The following is a 15,906-nucleotide window of genomic DNA, read 5'->3' as shown; positions in this document are numbered from 1 at the left end:
AAAAACAGCACCCCAATGGTTAGCTACTAACCCATGAGGTGCTGTTTTTATTTATGAAACTAACCCATACTTCTCCTTAATCCTATCTAATTTAGTAAGCATAGGTTTTGCAAGGACAGACAAGAATATCACCGTTGCAGCTGCATGAATCAAATCAAAGGGTACACCTCGGATGCATGCAAGCAGCAGCACGCTAATTGTAGGTTGAGTCTGTGTCATCACGACTGAGGAAAAGTTCATGATGATACCATAAATGATAAATGTAGCTATACCACCAAACATACAGAGAGCCATTCTATTTCTTCGTAAAATTCCCTTTTTAAAAAGTGCTCCAGCAAGAAAACCAATGATCCCGAAAGCGAACATTTGCCATGGTGTCCAAGGTCCTTGTCCAAAAAAGTAATTTGATACAAATCCTGTGACTGCACCAACTAGAAAGCCGGTTTCAGCTCCAAAGGCGATACCAGAAATAATAACAATGGCAACGACGGGTTTAAATTGCGGAACCATGAAAAAGGCCATCCTGCCAAAGACTCCTATTGCACATAGGACCGCTATGACCACAAGCTCTCTTGCCTGCGGCTTTCGTCCTTCAAAAATCAATGTAAACGGAAGCATGGTTTCGACTATGACTAGCATGCTAATAAAGTAATATTTTCTATCGTCAAGATAATAAATGCCGAACCAAATGGTTAACGGGATTAATAAAATGATCATCAGCATGGCAGTCCATGTACGTTTGGAAAGACTTCTTTGTTCCACAGGTGTTTGCTCTTTAGGGTCTGCTAGGCTTGTATGAGCAATCTGTTTATCCATGGAAAGCGGTAATTTTAATAGTGGTTTTGGTTCAAAATGAATAGATTCTTCCCTGCCATTAAAGGCCTTTATGATGTCATTGGTCGTAATGGCCTTTGGAATCAAATCTCTGGCCATTCGGCTTGCAGACGTCGTATAAAAGCTATTCCCAGCAAAGAATTCCCGAGGCTTGCCCTCCGATACGATCGCCCCATCAAAGAACAAAGCACATCTGTCGGCAAAGCTAGCGCAAAACTCGATATCATGACTGACCATAACAATGGTTGTACCTTGTAGCTTTAAATTGTTCAGAATCTCGGCAAACATCAATTTGTAATGTGCATCTAACCCTTTGGTCGGCTCGTCCAGCAGAAGAATAGAAGGCTGTAGAAGTAATATCTTAGCTAGAGCCGCTCGTTGTTGCTCGCCTCCAGACAGATCATAAGGGTGACGATCGAGAAGGTCCTGTAACATACACAACTCCGCAACCTCATGAATGGATTGTTGCACAGCATCCTTGCCCAACTTGCTGTCAGACAGCATCTCAAGGAGATCAGCCCTCACTGTTTTGTGTACAAAAAGCGCTTGTGGATTCTGAGGGAGAACGCCAAGGAGTCCATTGAACTTCTCACTGTCTGAATACTTGTCAATGGGTTTTCCGTTCATATGAACAGTTCCACGGTAGTGTTTGCGAAGTCCAGATATAAGGGAGAGGGTGGTTGTTTTGCCTGTTCCATTCCCACCTACAATCGTATAGAGTTCACCTGGATAGGCACGAAGGCTAAGCCCTTTCACAACATCAGCGGAATTCTTTTCATATTTAAACCATACTTCGTTTAACTCAAGTGTTGGTTCATTTGTTCGCTTTGGATTATCCTGAGCTTGAATGTCTTTCGTGTATGCTTGCTGCTGTGCAAGTATATGTAAGAATTCTCTTCCCTCACGAACCGTAAGGGGGCAAGAAAGCTGGTTTTCAATTCCCGCATAAACACGTATAGGTGCTGGCATCGCATAAAACATGTCGTGCTGTATATCCCGAAGTTGTTCACCGACCTTCTTTGGTGTGCCTGAATAGAGGATTTCCCCTCGATCCATCACGATAACGCGATCAGATAGTGGCATAACTTCCTCGAGCCGATGCTCAGAAATAAGAATAGTGACACCAAGTTCTCGATTAATTTTACCAATAGCAGCTAGAAATTCAGATGCAGCGATAGGATCAAGCTGGCTTGTGGGTTCATCCAGAATTAATACCTTGGGTTGCATGACCATAATTGAAGCAAGGTTCAGAAGCTGCTTCTGGCCGCCGGACAATTCACTCACTTGTTTATGAAACCATTCTTGTATTCCGAAAAAGCTTGCCATTTCAGCAACACGTCGACGAATTTCTAGCGTACTGTAACCAAGACTTTCAAGTCCAAAGGCAAGCTCATGCCAGACCTTGTCTGTCACAATTTGATTGTCAGGAGATTGCAGGACATAGCCTATTTGAGCGACTTGTATACGTCTTTCTAGCTCTTCTAGAGGCATCCCATCAAATGAAATCTCACCGCTCCGTGATCCATGAGGTGTAAGATCTGTTTTCATATGTCGCAAAAGGGTTGATTTACCGCATCCTGACTTTCCACAGATGGTTATAAACTCGCCTTGATTTATGCTTAACGATACATTAGTTAACGCGTTCTCTAAAGAATTAGGATAGGAGAACGTCAAATATTGGATTGTAAAGATTTCCACTTGTAGTCCTCCCAAACGTTGATGGATAGCGGTATTGCACAAAGAACGGCATAAGAAACAAAAACACTTATACTGAACACGGAGAGCTCTACACTCCGCATGGATGGGAAATATCGGAAATATAGTGCCTTTGTACATGCGCCAATGATGAGATAACCCCCAGTTAATACAATGGCTATAAGTGCTGCTTTATCGCGGCTATCGAATTTAAATATTGAAAACGCGGTTCTTCCTTGCAACCCGTAGCCTCTGCTTTTCATGGAATCAGCCGTTTCGATGGCATTCTCAAGCATCCAGGTCACCATGATAGACAATATTCGTATCCCATGCATGATTCTACGGATCACACTGCCGTTGGATATGTCTCTTCCGATACATCGTTGTGCATGGGAAACGATAGTAAGCTGCGCCTTGAATTTGGGTACAAATCGCAGCACCATGGAAAAAATAAGTGACATGGCAGGAATGATTCGACCAAACAAATAAATGAATTTATCCGAAGTCATAATGGCGTTATAGCAGGAGAACCAACAAATGACCGTTACGAACATGGTTGCTGCTGCTATACCATATGTAATGGATTCCAGTGTCAGGGGATTGCCATTATGTAAATAGGTTAAAATGGTAACCCCTTCATGATTAAAGGCAGGGTTGATTAATGCTGTCATGACAAGCAAAGGAAGCATGTACAGAAAATTAAATTTTAATGCTTTTCTCCCGTTAAGATAGATGGAATATGAGAAAGCAAAGGTAATGGAAATTGCTAGACATATCGGATGCATAAAAACCATGGAGAACAAGATAACCAATGTAAAATACAGAAAATTAACGATCGGGTGGAAGCTGGAAAAAGAATCTTTCATTGCTTCTTACCACCGCCTGCTGAATTATAGGTGTCCCCGACGTCACGTCCCAAATCACAGGTATATACCCATTCAATGACGTCACCTTGTTTAAGTTGATAACGACTTGCGCCATAATTAGGGAACCAACCATTTACCTTGTACATCCAACCAGAAAGCTCTCCACAATCGAATTCGTACAGATTATGAATGCCTTCAATGTAAGCGGAATTGTACATCGGTGTATTCACAAATTCCATATGAATTTTGTTTTTCTTCATCTCTCTTTGGAGCACATTAAATACCGATTCACCCTCATAAAATGTAACTTGTTGGGCTTTGTAAATAATGCCGTCTTTCGGTACAAGATCAATCTTTTCAGGATCTAGTAATTTCATGTTGCGCAGAATTGTTAGACAGCTTACGGAAAGCGTGACTGTCATTTGCTTGTCGGAAATTTTCGTATTCTGCGGCTCAATGGGAAGTGGCTTTCCCTCCGGCACAGGCTCAGTCAGGTAGGGGTCCTTACCCGTTGTTGGGTCAATCTCCATGGTTTTGGTTGGAGTAGGTTTCGCTTCCTCAGACTTATCTGTCTTTGGCGTTCCCTTGTTCAACGATGCAGCATCTGGAGTCGCAACAGGAACGGTTTTTTCCGTTGCTACTGGCTCGGATTTCTGGTCTGTTTCCGTCTTTCGATCTTCCACTGCTGGAGTTGAAGACGGTTGAGCAACTATGGGAGTGCTTGACGTCATTACGGCTGCATCAGATGATTTCGTATCCTTCGGCTCTAAAGGAGATGCCGTTAGCTCCGTAGATAATGCAGATGTCGTCGTTGTTGTTTGCTGCCGCGGCATGCCGCTACTGAAGAAAGCGATGACCAAAACAGTCATAATGATCGCCGCAGCAATGATTTTATTTTTGGTTAATCGCATTAGTTCGCCTCTTTAATAAGTTTCGCTGCAGTGAGTAAACGGTAAAGCATCTCTGCTATTTCAGCACGAGTGACAGCTGTAGAAGGCTCAATATTTAGCATATCCTGGGATAAAATATGTTCTTGATAGCTAAAGGCTAGCGCATTCCTCGACCACTCGGCAGTCTGTGTGTAATCCCCGAATTGAGCCAACATATCTCTCGTTTCAGCTGCGCTTAATGCTGTATCCATGCCAGAAAGCTTAGCCGCATTGGCGATCATAACGGCTGCTTCCTGTCTTGTAATGGTATTATTCGGTGTAAAAGTGGTCTCAGACGTTCCACTTACAATGCTATAAGAATAAGCTGTGCCCACATAGTCCGCATACCAGGCTGTCGAGACGACATCTTGGAATATTGTTGATTTTTGCATAGGAAGGCCGAGACTTTTGGTTACAATGGTCGCAAATTCGGCACGAGTCATTGTTTGATTTGGTGCAAACGTTGTGTCAGTCATACCGTTAATCATTCCTCTGGAGGCAAGCGATTCAATGGCTGTTTTGCTTTCATGATGGGAAATGTCCGAGAACGTCTTATTCGCTTCGATTACTGGCATAACTTTTATATCTTTGTGCTTGTTCGGTAAGCCGTTAGTGCTATCAGGCGTAATGGTGGTAGCAAGCTTTACATCGTTCATTCTGTAGAGGCTGCTCTTACTAACACTGATTCTTTGGACATTCACAAGTCCGTAAAATGCCTGTTCTGTCGACATGCCCGTTACTCCGCTGCCGTCAAAAGTATGCTGGAATCCCTGATCTTTTGAATAAAAGGATAGTAAATCATCAACAATGGTTTTGCCACTCTTTACAAAACGACTGTCGTGTAGGTCAATGCCAAGTTCGCATAGTGCCATCAGTACTTGTACGGTACTCTCTGAAGTTTTCTCACCCCAGCTTGCATAGCCGCCATCGGTGTCCTGTAATTTGGAAAGGCGGTCAATGGCCTTCTCTGTAGCTAGTTTTACTTTTTTGTAATGCTGATATTTAGCCAGAGCTTGCAGAGCCATGCCAGTAATATCCGGATCGGCAGTCTTTCCAGAAAGTGCAAAGCCTCCATCTTGTAATTGATGCGATAATATCTCATCGATATACATGTCTCGAGTAGCCTGCGTTTTTGCTTTGGAATTTACAGGTATATTGTAATTACCGCTATCTAGGGATATTAATGCGAAAATGGGACCGTTAATGCCTTGCCAAATGGTTTTATCGAAGTCACCGAGTGGCGTTAATAAATTATATCCAGCAACATTTGACGGATCTGCGCCGATGGCGGTTAATGCCATAATCAAGCGGGAGTATTCCGTGTATTTTTGATCATGAAGGTTGCCTTGTACATCTTTGACATAGGTTTCAACGCCTTTATAATAATCGTCGTAATAGCTTTGAGGTACGTTATAGTTGGAGCGGGCAAGCCCGATAATGGCCCATTCACCGCCTACAGAGCCTACCTGTGGCTTCTTGACAGTTTTAAGTAAATACTCAGCTGTAGCGTTTACAGCATCATCCACTGCGATAGTCGAGGTAGCCGATACAGGAACGATGCTTAGACTGCTTACAAATAGGAATAGAGCCATGAATAGGGTGAAAATCCTATAATTTAGTTTCATTATTATCCTCCTAATAAAATGATAGAGATGGTGAGCATACAAAAAAGCCCTTGAATTGAAAAATCAAGGGCTGTGATGTCAGTATTGGTCGTAGACAACAAAAAAAGCACCCCCTCCATCGTCCGTAGAGTTTGTGAATACACATTAAGGCTGGTCTCCTGACTCATGCGTCAACGCTTCTCTAACCTTCCCGGTATAGGAATACCAGTGGCAATTCATAGAGTCGCTCTTCATTTACAGTGGCGGGACCGTGCTGGAATTTCACCAGACTTCCCAATTAAGCATTACTTATTACTAATAAGCATGCACCTTAACTATTACTTATTCGATTAGTCTAATCATATATTCAGTTCAATTGTTTGTCTATGGAAGTTTACTCCGGAAGGCAATGTAGGCTTATGGATTATTTAAATGAGAGTGGTCTGTCTGAAATTGTTGGATAGAAGGGCGAGGATAGGAAGTAGTGATACCGCAAAGTAACGTCATTTTTGCACAAGATAGCGTCACATTTGTAACCGCATTCTTGCTATGCTTTGAGTAACAAATAGCAGGAGGCTGAACTACATGCTAAAGGTAGCAATTATTGGTGCGGGTGCGATCTCAAGGGCGCATATTGAAGCGTATTTGCAATTTCCAGAGCGCTGTACGATAGTCGCGATTAGTGATATTTATGCGGATAAAGCGCAGGAACGCATTGATCAGTTTGAGCTGAAAGATGCGAAGGCTGTGAAGGATTATAAAGAGTTGCTAGAAGCGGATATCGATCTTGTGTCCATCTGTACGCCACCGTATACGCATGCTTCGCTTACGGTTGAGTTTCTGGAGGCCGGCGCACATGTCATGGTGGAAAAGCCGATGGCTTCCTCACTTGAGGAATGCGACTTGATGAATGCAGCTGCGCAGCGAACAGGAAAGATTTTATCCGTTGTAGCGCAGAACCGTTTCAAGACGCCAATGATGAAAATGAAGTCCGTGCTGGAAAGCGGCCTCATGGGCAACATCGTCCACACCCAAGTCGATTCCTTCTGGTGGCGCGGTCATTGCTACTATGATCTTTGGTGGAGAGGTACGTGGGAGAAGGAAGGCGGAGGTCCGACACTGAACCATGCGGTACATCATATCGATGCCCTGCTCTGGATGATGGGCAGCCCGACGGAGGTCCAAGCCTTCATGAGCAATGTGTCGCATGACAATGCCGAGGTCGAGGACTTGTCCATCGGAATGCTGCGCTTCGCAAATGGGTCCTTAGGTCAAATTACGAGCTCAGTCGTTCACCACGGTGAGGAGCAGCAGTTGATTTTCCAAGGCTCGAAGGCACGTGTATCTGCGCCATGGAAGGTAAAGGCGTCGAACTCGACGTCGAACGGTTTCCCAGAACCGAACACGGAGCTAGAAGAAGAGCTGCAATCATTCTACGAAAACTTGCCAGAAGTGAAGTACGTAGGACACGCTGGTCAAATCGACAATGTGTTGACCGCGATTGAAAGCGGCACTCCTGTGCTTATCGATGGGATCAGTGGTCGTCAAACGTTGGAGCTCATTACGGGAATTTACAAATCAGCGAGCACAGGCGAGCTGGTGAAATTTCCCCTAGACGTGAATGATGCGTTCTACACAAGAAGCGGTGTGCAGGCGAATGCGACCCATTTTTATGAGAAGAACACTTCCATTGAAAATTTTGCGCCACAGACGATTACGACAGGCAGCACGTTTAAATAACCTCAACGAACAGACAGGAGATTGATGATTATGCAAAAAAGTGATGGAATGAATTACGCTCCACAAGGGAACTTCAAAAGGGTTTGTGAGCCAGGTGAGTTTATTTTTGCAGCGGCAGCTCTGGATCATGGTCATATATATGGGATGTGTAATGGACTTCGTGAAGCGGGCGGAGAGTTGAAATGGGTATATGATCCGGACCCAGCCAAGGTGGATAAATTCCTTAGCCAATATCCTGGTGTTCAAGCAGCAGCATCGCTAGACGAAATCCTTCAAGACGCAGAAGTGAAGCTTGTAGCGGCAGCGGCGATTCCGAGTGATCGTGGCCCACTAGGACTTCGCGTGATGGACAGCGGCAAGGATTATTTCACGGATAAAGCTCCGTTCACAACGCTGGAACAATTGGAAGCAGCACGTGCGAAAGTAGCAGAAACAGGACAAAAATATGCGGTTTATTACAGTGAGCGTCTGCATGTGGAAAGTGCCGTTTATGCGGGACAATTAATTGAACAAGGCGCGATCGGTCGCGTGCATCAAGTCATTGGTTTGGGGCCGCATCGAATTGGTTTGTCGAGCAGACCAGATTGGTTTTTTGAGAAGGAGAAATTCGGCGGCATTCTATGTGACATTGGCAGTCATCAGATCGAGCAGTTCCTGTATTTTACGGGGGCCAAAGATGCGAAGGTTGTACACAGTAAAGTAGCAAACTATAATTACCCGCAGTACCCGAACTTTGAGGATTTCGGAGATGCTACGTTGGTCGGAGACAATGGCGCTACAGGCTATTTCCGCGTGGATTGGATGACGCCGGATGGTTTAAGTACATGGGGCGACGGCCGCATGACGATTCTTGGGAGCGATGGCTACATAGAGCTTCGTAAATATGTGGATATTGCCAGAGAACAGACGAGTAATCATGTGTATCTGGTTAACAAGGATGGGGAGCAGCATTTTGCTGTCAGCGGCCAAGTTGGTTATCCTTACTTTGGTCAGCTAATCTTAGATTGCTTAAACCGTACGGAAGTGGCGATGACACAGGAGCATACTTTCAAAGCAGCGGAGCTGTGCCTTATCGCACAGCGCGACGCAATGAAGATCACGGTTGCCGAGTAACAGCTGCTGAATGATGTTTCTGCCATTGCTTGCGATATTGATAAGGCGTCACGCCGATTTGGCTTTTGAACATTTTGCAAAAGTAGGAGCAGTTCGTCACACCAATGGCTTCGCCAATGCGAGCAACGGGTTGATCCGTCGAAGTTAGCAGCTTCACGGCTTGCTGTAACCTTCTAGCTGTTACATAGTCCGAAAGGCTTGTACCGGTGCACTCCGTGAACAAATGAGATAAGTGATACGGGGATAAGTGCAGATCAGCTGACATCATCTCCAACCGCAGCGGTTCGGTGTAATGCTCTTCCAGCCAACTGAGAATACGCTCGGCCTGATGGGATTTGCGTGTAGGACCTGAGCGAATCTGGCCTTCGCGCTGCTCCCACAGCGGCATGAAGCTGCGGAAGAAAGCAACTAGAAAGAGGGAGTACTCTTCTAGCTCATCTTGCATGCTTTTGATAGGTAGTCTTCTCGCCAGACTTTGAAAAAGCGGATGAAACTGCTCTGCCTCACTTAACTCGTAAAGGCAAGGTGGCTGCAACTTGGTAGTAAGCATTTGCTTGAAAAAAGCCAACAATCGCGGCCAAGGCTCGAAGTAGGCTTCATATAGCGCGGGTTCAAAATGAACGATAGATCGTACGAATGGCGTATCGGGGTCCATCTGAATGTGGTGCAGCTGGTAGGGCTGAAAGACACATATCATACCCGAAGTCACTTCATAGCTTTTTTGATCAATAATGAGTGTGCCATGTCCTTGATGAACAATCAAGATTTCAATGCCTTGATGGGCGTGGAACGTCCCCTGATACTGTTCGGTTCCGATTGTTTTGCGCTGATAGGTAAAATAAATAGGGATAATGTTCAAACCGTTGTTTTGAACATAGGACATCAGGGTCACATCCTCTCCAACAGGGTGTTAGCAGGCGCTCTATACAGCCAAAGTATACAGGAATGCAGATTGAAACGGCAAGGCAAACAAGTAGTAGAAAGCTTTCAAATCCATGCGTTTAGCTGGGTTTGGGAGTTTTTTTATGTACACAATGTGCAAAGAGGAACGAGGATACACTATTTCGCGATTTTGGATAGTGCACTGACGTTCCCATTCGTACTAGGGCTGAGGGGATTTGAGTAATAGATATTGAGGAATAAGTCTATGACATCCGTCATGGGCTTATTTTGTCGTGGGTGTGATGAGTGCTGTGGGTGTCGTGCTTGAACCCTTGAACGCGATCTGCATTCCCCTTTCTAATCCATTTCTAATTTTCACATGAGAGAATGTGATCTGTAGGAAGGAGGAACGCATTTGTGCTGAGATGGTTACGAGGCAACGAGGGTCTTACAGCACTTCTATTTCTATGGCCAAGTCTGGCCGGATTTGCGGTGTTTTTCTTGATACCCTTTGGGATGGGGTTTTATTATTCGCTCATGGACAGCCCAATAGATGGCTCCTTCGTGGGGATAGCGAATTATCGCGAGCTGCTGGGTAATCCCATTTTTCGGCGAGCAGCCGTGAATACAAGTTTGTTTATGGCAGTCTGTGTACCGCTTAACATGTTGATTGCACTAGGACTAGCTTTGATGCTCAATCGTAAGCTGCCGATGCGCCAAACGTTCCGAATCTCGTTCTTGAGTCCACTTGTCGTACCCGTGGCTTCGGTGGTGCTCGTGTGGAATGCGCTGTTCGACCTTCATGGGACGATCAATGCATGGCTAGCAGGCTGGGGAATACGTCCGCATGACTGGATGGAAAGCGAGGCTTCCTTGTATGTGCTGATTATTGTCTACCTGTGGAAAAACATCGGCTACAATATGATTCTCTTCCTAGCAGGACTTCAAAACATTCCGGGCGATTATTACGAGGCAGCCTCGATGGATGGAGCGGGCAAATTTCGGCAGTGGCGATCCATTACCTTAGTCTATTTGACGCCAACCGCTTTCTTCGTTTTCATCATGTCGATTATTAACTCATTCAAAATGTTTCGAGAGACGTACTTAATTGCCGGAAATTACCCGGATGAAAACATTTATATGTTGCAGCATTACATGAACAATATGTTCAAGTCACTAGATTATCAGAAGCTCACTTCTGCTGCATTTCTAATGGCTGTGGTGATTGTACTCCTCGTCTTGACACTATTCGTGGTGGAGAGGCGCATCAGTAAAGCAATTGGATAGAGGAGAATTCACATTGGAAAGGAGTGTTTAAATGCAAGCAGCCCGTATGAAGCCGCTAACGGTCCGCATGGGACACAAAGCATCGCGATTCGTGCTAATCACTGTGCTCATTGTGCTTATGGCGGGATTTCTGTTCCCCATGGCGCTGACCATTGCGAACTCGTTCATGGCGGAAACGGAAATTACGAGCAATTACGCTGCGCTTTCGGGCGATACAGATGATGGCCAGTTCATCACGATGAAATGGATACCAGAGCGCGTAACCTTGTCGCAATTTTACGCTGTATTGGTTGGGAGACCGCAGTTCCTATTCATGTTCTGGAACTCGGTGAAAATGACAGTGCCGATCATCGCGGGTCAATTGGTTGTCGCTTCGCTCGCTGCGTATGCGTTTGCCCATTTACGTTTTCGTTTTCGTGAACCGCTCTTCTTCCTGTACATTGTCACGATGCTGATGCCCTTCCAGGTGACCCTTGTGCCCAACTTTATTGTCGCGGAAAAGCTAGGGCTGCTTGGTTCGTATGGGGCGATTATTTACCCGGGTATCTTCAGTGCCTTTGGCGTGTTCTTGCTGCGGCAGTTCATGATGGTCGTGCCTGCGAGTTATATCGAAGCGGCACGTGTGGATGGCGCGAGTCACTTTTACATATGGACACGGATTGTTCTGCCGATGTGCGGCACAGGAGTAGCGGCACTGTCGATCCTTGTTTTCATCGATAACTGGAATATGGTGGAGCAGCCGCTGATCTTTCTGAATGATGCGATTAAACAGCCGTTATCTGTGTACTTAGCCGTTATTGGTGACGAGGAGCGAGGCATCGCCTTTGCCGCTTCTGTGGTATATATGCTACCTCCGCTTCTAGTGGCTCTGTATGCAGAGAAGTATTTGGTTGAAGGCATCCAGTTGTCTGGCATAAAAGGGTGAGACGGATTACATATAGGAGGAACGTTGTATGGATGCATTAATGGCCGCCGCCGATGGCGAACGCGCCAAGAAAAAAGGAATTCGAAAGGCCATTATTACCTTCGTCATGGCCATGGTCACTTTGACGTTTTTCTCCAATACCCTGCTGGGTATCTCACTGGCTGAAGTGACCACGGAGAAGGCGCTCGCAGGCACATTGTCACACGAGGTCACAGGTTCGGGAACCGTGGAATCCGCAGAGACTGCAGATGTCTACGTGGAGACCAATTGGGTCGCAAGCGAGGTCGAAGTAAAGGTCGGGGATAAGGTGAAGGCTGGCCAAGAGCTGGTGGTTTTTAAAACAAGAGAGACAGAAGATTCGCTGAAAGATAATCAGGCGAGATATGCCCAGAAGCAGTTGAGCTTGGAGAAGCTCCAAGAAAACTATCAGGACACCTTCCGCAGCAATGATGAAAAGCAAATGCGCAGCATAGCACGCGATATCGATAGTACGCAGCTGGATATGCAAATCTTGGAGCGGCAGATGGCGAATCAACAGCGTCAGCTCAAGGAGTTTTCGCGGATTGTGGCACCAGTCAGCGGGATTGTAACGGCAGTGAATGCCATGAAAGGTGCTCCCGTAGCGAGTGGCAAAGCCGCTGTGAGCATCGCCGATTTGTCCAAAGGCCAGCAGATGAAGGCTACTATTGACGATGCTAAGGCGCCTTATGTCGCCGTGGGAGATAAAACGGAGCTCATTTTTCCCACGTTAAATAACGCCAGAATTTCCGCGCAAATCACCGATATTCGGGATGCAGTAAGCTCTTCCGGCACGGCTCAGTCCAACCAAGCCAATCCGTCCACTCCGAAGGGGAAGGAAATCACCTTCACACTGAAGGATGATCGATTGAAAGGCGGCGAAACCGGCGAATTCGATATTGCAAAAAAGACCGCCTCTTTCCGCTCACTCCTCCCTAATGATGCTGTACGGGAAGATGATCAAGGTACTTACGTTCTGCTCCTAAAAGAGAAGAAGGGTCCGCTTGGTACAGAATACGTCGCGCAACGGGCGAATGTACAGATTGGGGATGCGGATGATACGAAAACATCCATCGAGAATGGGATTACGCCGCTGGATAAAGTGATCGTGTCGAGCTCTAAGTCGATTGCGGAAGGTGACCGTGTCCGCGCAGATCAATAAAAGAAAGGAGCAGAGGAGATGCAGCGTTCCCGATTGGCCGCATGGATGGTATTTGCTGGCGTGCTGTTGCTGCTGACGAGCAGCGGATTAATCGCTTCCGTCGTAAGCGACTGGGAGCAGACAAACGGAGCCCACGGGGTGCAGCAGATCACGCTGAACGCGGATCCATCGGCTGCACGAGCAAGCCCGGCGGGCTTGAAGGTAAAGGATGCGGAGCTCTTGGCGAAAAAGTGGGCACCGCTGCCCATCGCTTATGAAGCGAGGGAGCAAACACGCGCCGCATATGGCGCTGCCCGGCTGAATGCCGATGTGTTCGGCGTCAATAGCGCCTACACGGATTTTAACGAGATGAAGCTGAAGGCAGGTGCTTCCTTCGGGCGAAACTCGGTGGAGGAACACAGCAGGGTCGCTATTGTGAGCGAAGCTGTTGCGCAGCAGCTCTTCCATGCCAATCAGGTCGTAGGGAAAACGATTGAGCTGTTTGGCGTTGCTTTTACAGTGATTGGCGTTCGCGAGGAGGAGAACTCTTTGCTTCGGCACATGTCCGATGACGGCAGTCCGAATGTGCTGATTCCCATCACGACGCTATTCGATATCCAGCCCGATACGAGCATTGAAACCGTGCAATTGGCTGGTAAGCCTAGCGCAGTCGCGGGCGGGGAAAGCCAAGTGAACGAAGCGCTTAATTCGATTGGTTCCATGCCTTCGCAATTCCACATGCTCAACCATGAGCTGACCTATACACGATTGTTGCAGTGGAGATTCATTCTATTGTTTGTATGCGGCATGGTTGCGATCTACATGTTCGTACGGTTAATTGTTCGACAATTAACAATCATCCAAGATGTTTTACGAAGCAGATTGGCCAGAGATAACTGGATCGATGCGGTGGTTCACGAACGATCAGCACTGCTAATCGGCACACTCGCTGTACTCGGTATGACCGCCTGCATCATGGCCCTCTGGAAGGGTATTCGGTTTCACCTCTACATTCCGCTGGAATGGGTGCCGGAGCAGATCATTGATCTGTCGTTTTATATGGAAAAGCTGCGCAGCTTATGGCAGCAGGAAGCAGCCCAGATGGGCTATGTCCCATCGCCACAGGAGTTGTTGATCGATGCCGCTAATCGGCTAACAGGCCGGTTGTTCGTAGGGGGCATGCTGTTCGGCTTACCGCTGCTCCTACTTGGCATCCGGTTATGGGTACTGGAACAAGTACCCGTGTATACCCAATTGCAACACATATTCATGTATGTGCCCGTTGCAGCTGTCTTCATTTTTGCCATGGCCCAGTGGGCAGGATTGTCTTACCAGATCGAGCTGCTGGACTATGCAGTACTAGGTGCGCTATGCACCGTGGCTATTATTTATTGGAACCCATCTAAAGGAGTGAAATTTTCTTATGCGCAAAATGTCAGTTAAACAATCGGTCATCGCTTGCTCGCTCGTTTCCATGTTATCTCTTACGGCTTGTTCGTCCAATACGACGACAACTACGGGGGATACAGGAAGTACATCCTCGCCAGCTGCGGGGAACAAAACAGTCACACTATCTGTGATGACATCCGATCGTTTTCTCGAGCTAGCCAAACAGAAATATGAGGCTCTGCATCCAGACACCAAAATTAACATTAAAGAGTATGCAGCAGCACCTCAAACGGCGCCACAAGGCCAAGCACAAGGTCAAGGGCAGCAGCAAATGATGATTATGCAAAAGCCAGATCCGAAAAACACGGAGAAATACGCCAGTTCAGTAGGAGCTGAGCTCATGAGCGGTAAAGCCTCGGATATCATCGTGACGAGTGGACTTCCGTATCAGAAATATGCGGACAAGAAGCTTCTGGAAAATATCAGCGACCTGATGAGTAAAGATGCTTCGTTCAAAAAGGATAACTATTACGCAGGTATTTTCGATGCTATGAAATATAAAGGTTCCTTATATGCGGTCCCAATTAAAGTGGGTTTGAATATGTGGCTCGGCAATCAAGCTGTATTAAGTAGCCAACAGATCGATGATAGCAAGTGGACTTGGGCGGATTTCAAGAAAAAGGCTAGTAGCATGGTCGCGGATAAAAACAATGACGGTAAGCCAGACACGTATCCCATGGGCAAAATAGAGCCTGCTGAGCTCATCACATCGATGCTCAATAGCAGCTTCTCGAAATTCGCTGATATCGGCGCGAAGAAAGCCAAGTTCGATTCACCTGATTTTATTAACATGCTTAAGCTTGCGAAATCCATGTATGACGATAAGGTCATTCTTGCGGATAATTCGGACCCGAACAATGTTATTTTCCAACCAAAAGGGAACGTCCTGATGTACACAGATATGTATACGATGCCGAAAATGAATTGGGATGGCAAAGGCGGGTACTACAATCTGCCTTCGGAGAGCGAGACCAAAGGAACTCAGTTTACTTCCTCATTACCACTTGCGATTAACAGCAAATCAGCTAACAAGAAGGAAGCTTGGGAATTTGTGAAGTACTTGTTGTCCGATGACATGCAATCGGCACGAGAGTTGACGGGGATTGCAGTGAACAAGACTGGAGCTAAAGCGCAAATCGATTTCTTGAAAACGCTCGGAACAGGCGGCGAAGGCGGCGGCAAAAGCATGAAGCTTATGATTAATGGCAAAGCAGCGACGGTTCAACCTGCCACGGAGCAGGATGTAACGGCCATGGAGAAGATCTTGAACAATGTTAGCGTATATGCAGAAAGCGATCTGAAAATCACGAATATCGTTGCGGAAGAAACGGCACCTTTCTTCCAAGGACAAAAGTCCGCTGAAGAAGTTGCGAAGGTCATTCAGAACAAGGTTAACACGTATTTGCAGGAGTAGCCGCCCGTC

General features: G+C 46.4%; 12 protein-coding genes and 1 riboswitch. Of the genes, 7 read left to right on the top strand and 5 right to left on the bottom strand.

Annotation, left to right across the window (positions count from 1 at the left end):
- Positions 1-51: 51 nt before the first annotated feature.
- Genes AC58QM_RS14990 through AC58QM_RS14975 form a run of 4 tightly spaced genes read right to left on the bottom strand, consistent with a single transcriptional unit; the run spans position 52 to position 5,949 of the window.
- Positions 52-2,532, bottom strand: a complete 2,481-nt coding sequence (locus tag AC58QM_RS14990) for an ATP-binding cassette domain-containing protein (protein ID WP_497285231.1) — start codon at positions 2,530-2,532, stop codon at positions 52-54.
- Positions 2,505-3,395, bottom strand: coding sequence for an energy-coupling factor transporter transmembrane component T (locus AC58QM_RS14985; RefSeq protein ID WP_497285229.1), 891 nt, complete (start codon positions 3,393-3,395; stop codon positions 2,505-2,507). Before AC58QM_RS14985 ends, AC58QM_RS14990 begins: the two co-directional genes overlap by 28 nt.
- Positions 3,392-4,306: a DUF4430 domain-containing protein gene (locus tag AC58QM_RS14980; protein WP_497285228.1), complete on the bottom strand. Its 915-nt coding sequence runs from the start codon at positions 4,304-4,306 to the stop codon at positions 3,392-3,394. Before AC58QM_RS14980 ends, AC58QM_RS14985 begins: the two co-directional genes overlap by 4 nt.
- On the bottom strand, positions 4,306-5,949 hold the full coding sequence (locus AC58QM_RS14975; protein ID WP_497285226.1) for an S-layer homology domain-containing protein: 1,644 nt from the start codon (positions 5,947-5,949) through the stop codon (positions 4,306-4,308). Before AC58QM_RS14975 ends, AC58QM_RS14980 begins: the two co-directional genes overlap by 1 nt.
- A 131-nt stretch (positions 5,950-6,080) precedes the next feature.
- Positions 6,081-6,277: riboswitch (cobalamin riboswitch) on the bottom strand.
- A gap of 236 nt (positions 6,278-6,513) precedes the next feature.
- Here AC58QM_RS14975 and AC58QM_RS14970 point away from each other — a divergent pair.
- Positions 6,514-7,668 carry a Gfo/Idh/MocA family protein gene (locus tag AC58QM_RS14970; RefSeq protein WP_497285224.1) on the top strand — a complete coding sequence of 385 codons (1,155 nt, stop codon included), beginning with the start codon at positions 6,514-6,516 and terminating at the stop codon, positions 7,666-7,668.
- A gap of 30 nt (positions 7,669-7,698) precedes the next feature.
- Complete coding sequence (locus AC58QM_RS14965; RefSeq protein WP_497285222.1) at positions 7,699-8,781, top strand: Gfo/Idh/MocA family protein; 1,083 nt, start codon at positions 7,699-7,701, stop codon at positions 8,779-8,781.
- Here the strand turns inward: AC58QM_RS14965 and AC58QM_RS14960 are convergent.
- The gene (locus AC58QM_RS14960) at positions 8,765-9,664 is read right to left on the bottom strand and encodes an AraC family transcriptional regulator (protein WP_497285220.1); all 900 of its coding nucleotides are present in this window, start codon (positions 9,662-9,664) and stop codon (positions 8,765-8,767) included. The genes AC58QM_RS14965 and AC58QM_RS14960 overlap by 17 nt on opposite strands.
- A 416-nt stretch (positions 9,665-10,080) precedes the next feature.
- Here AC58QM_RS14960 and AC58QM_RS14955 point away from each other — a divergent pair, with 416 nt between their 5' ends.
- The 5 genes from AC58QM_RS14955 to AC58QM_RS14935 are packed head-to-tail and all read left to right on the top strand — an operon-like array spanning position 10,081 to position 15,897.
- Complete coding sequence (locus tag AC58QM_RS14955) at positions 10,081-10,950, top strand: carbohydrate ABC transporter permease (protein WP_497285219.1); 870 nt, start codon at positions 10,081-10,083, stop codon at positions 10,948-10,950.
- Between the two features lie 31 nt (positions 10,951-10,981).
- Positions 10,982-11,875 (top strand): carbohydrate ABC transporter permease, encoded by an 894-nt coding sequence (locus AC58QM_RS14950; RefSeq protein ID WP_497285217.1) that lies wholly within the window; start codon positions 10,982-10,984, stop codon positions 11,873-11,875.
- Positions 11,876-11,903: 28 nt separating this feature from the next.
- On the top strand, positions 11,904-13,055 hold the full coding sequence (locus tag AC58QM_RS14945; RefSeq protein WP_497285215.1) for an efflux RND transporter periplasmic adaptor subunit: 1,152 nt from the start codon (positions 11,904-11,906) through the stop codon (positions 13,053-13,055).
- A gap of 18 nt (positions 13,056-13,073) precedes the next feature.
- Positions 13,074-14,477, top strand: a complete 1,404-nt coding sequence (locus AC58QM_RS14940) for an ABC transporter permease (protein ID WP_497285213.1) — start codon at positions 13,074-13,076, stop codon at positions 14,475-14,477.
- Entirely contained in the window at positions 14,458-15,897 is a 1,440-nt protein-coding gene (locus AC58QM_RS14935) for an ABC transporter substrate-binding protein (RefSeq protein WP_497285211.1), read from the top strand. The genes AC58QM_RS14940 and AC58QM_RS14935 overlap by 20 nt, the downstream gene beginning before the upstream one ends.
- The last annotated feature ends 9 nt before the right edge of the window (positions 15,898-15,906 follow it).

It is taken from the genome of Paenibacillus sp. J22P165, assembly GCF_059692015.1.
The sequence above is the reverse complement of the archived record's forward strand: the minus strand, read 5'-3'. Positions and strand labels throughout refer to the sequence as shown.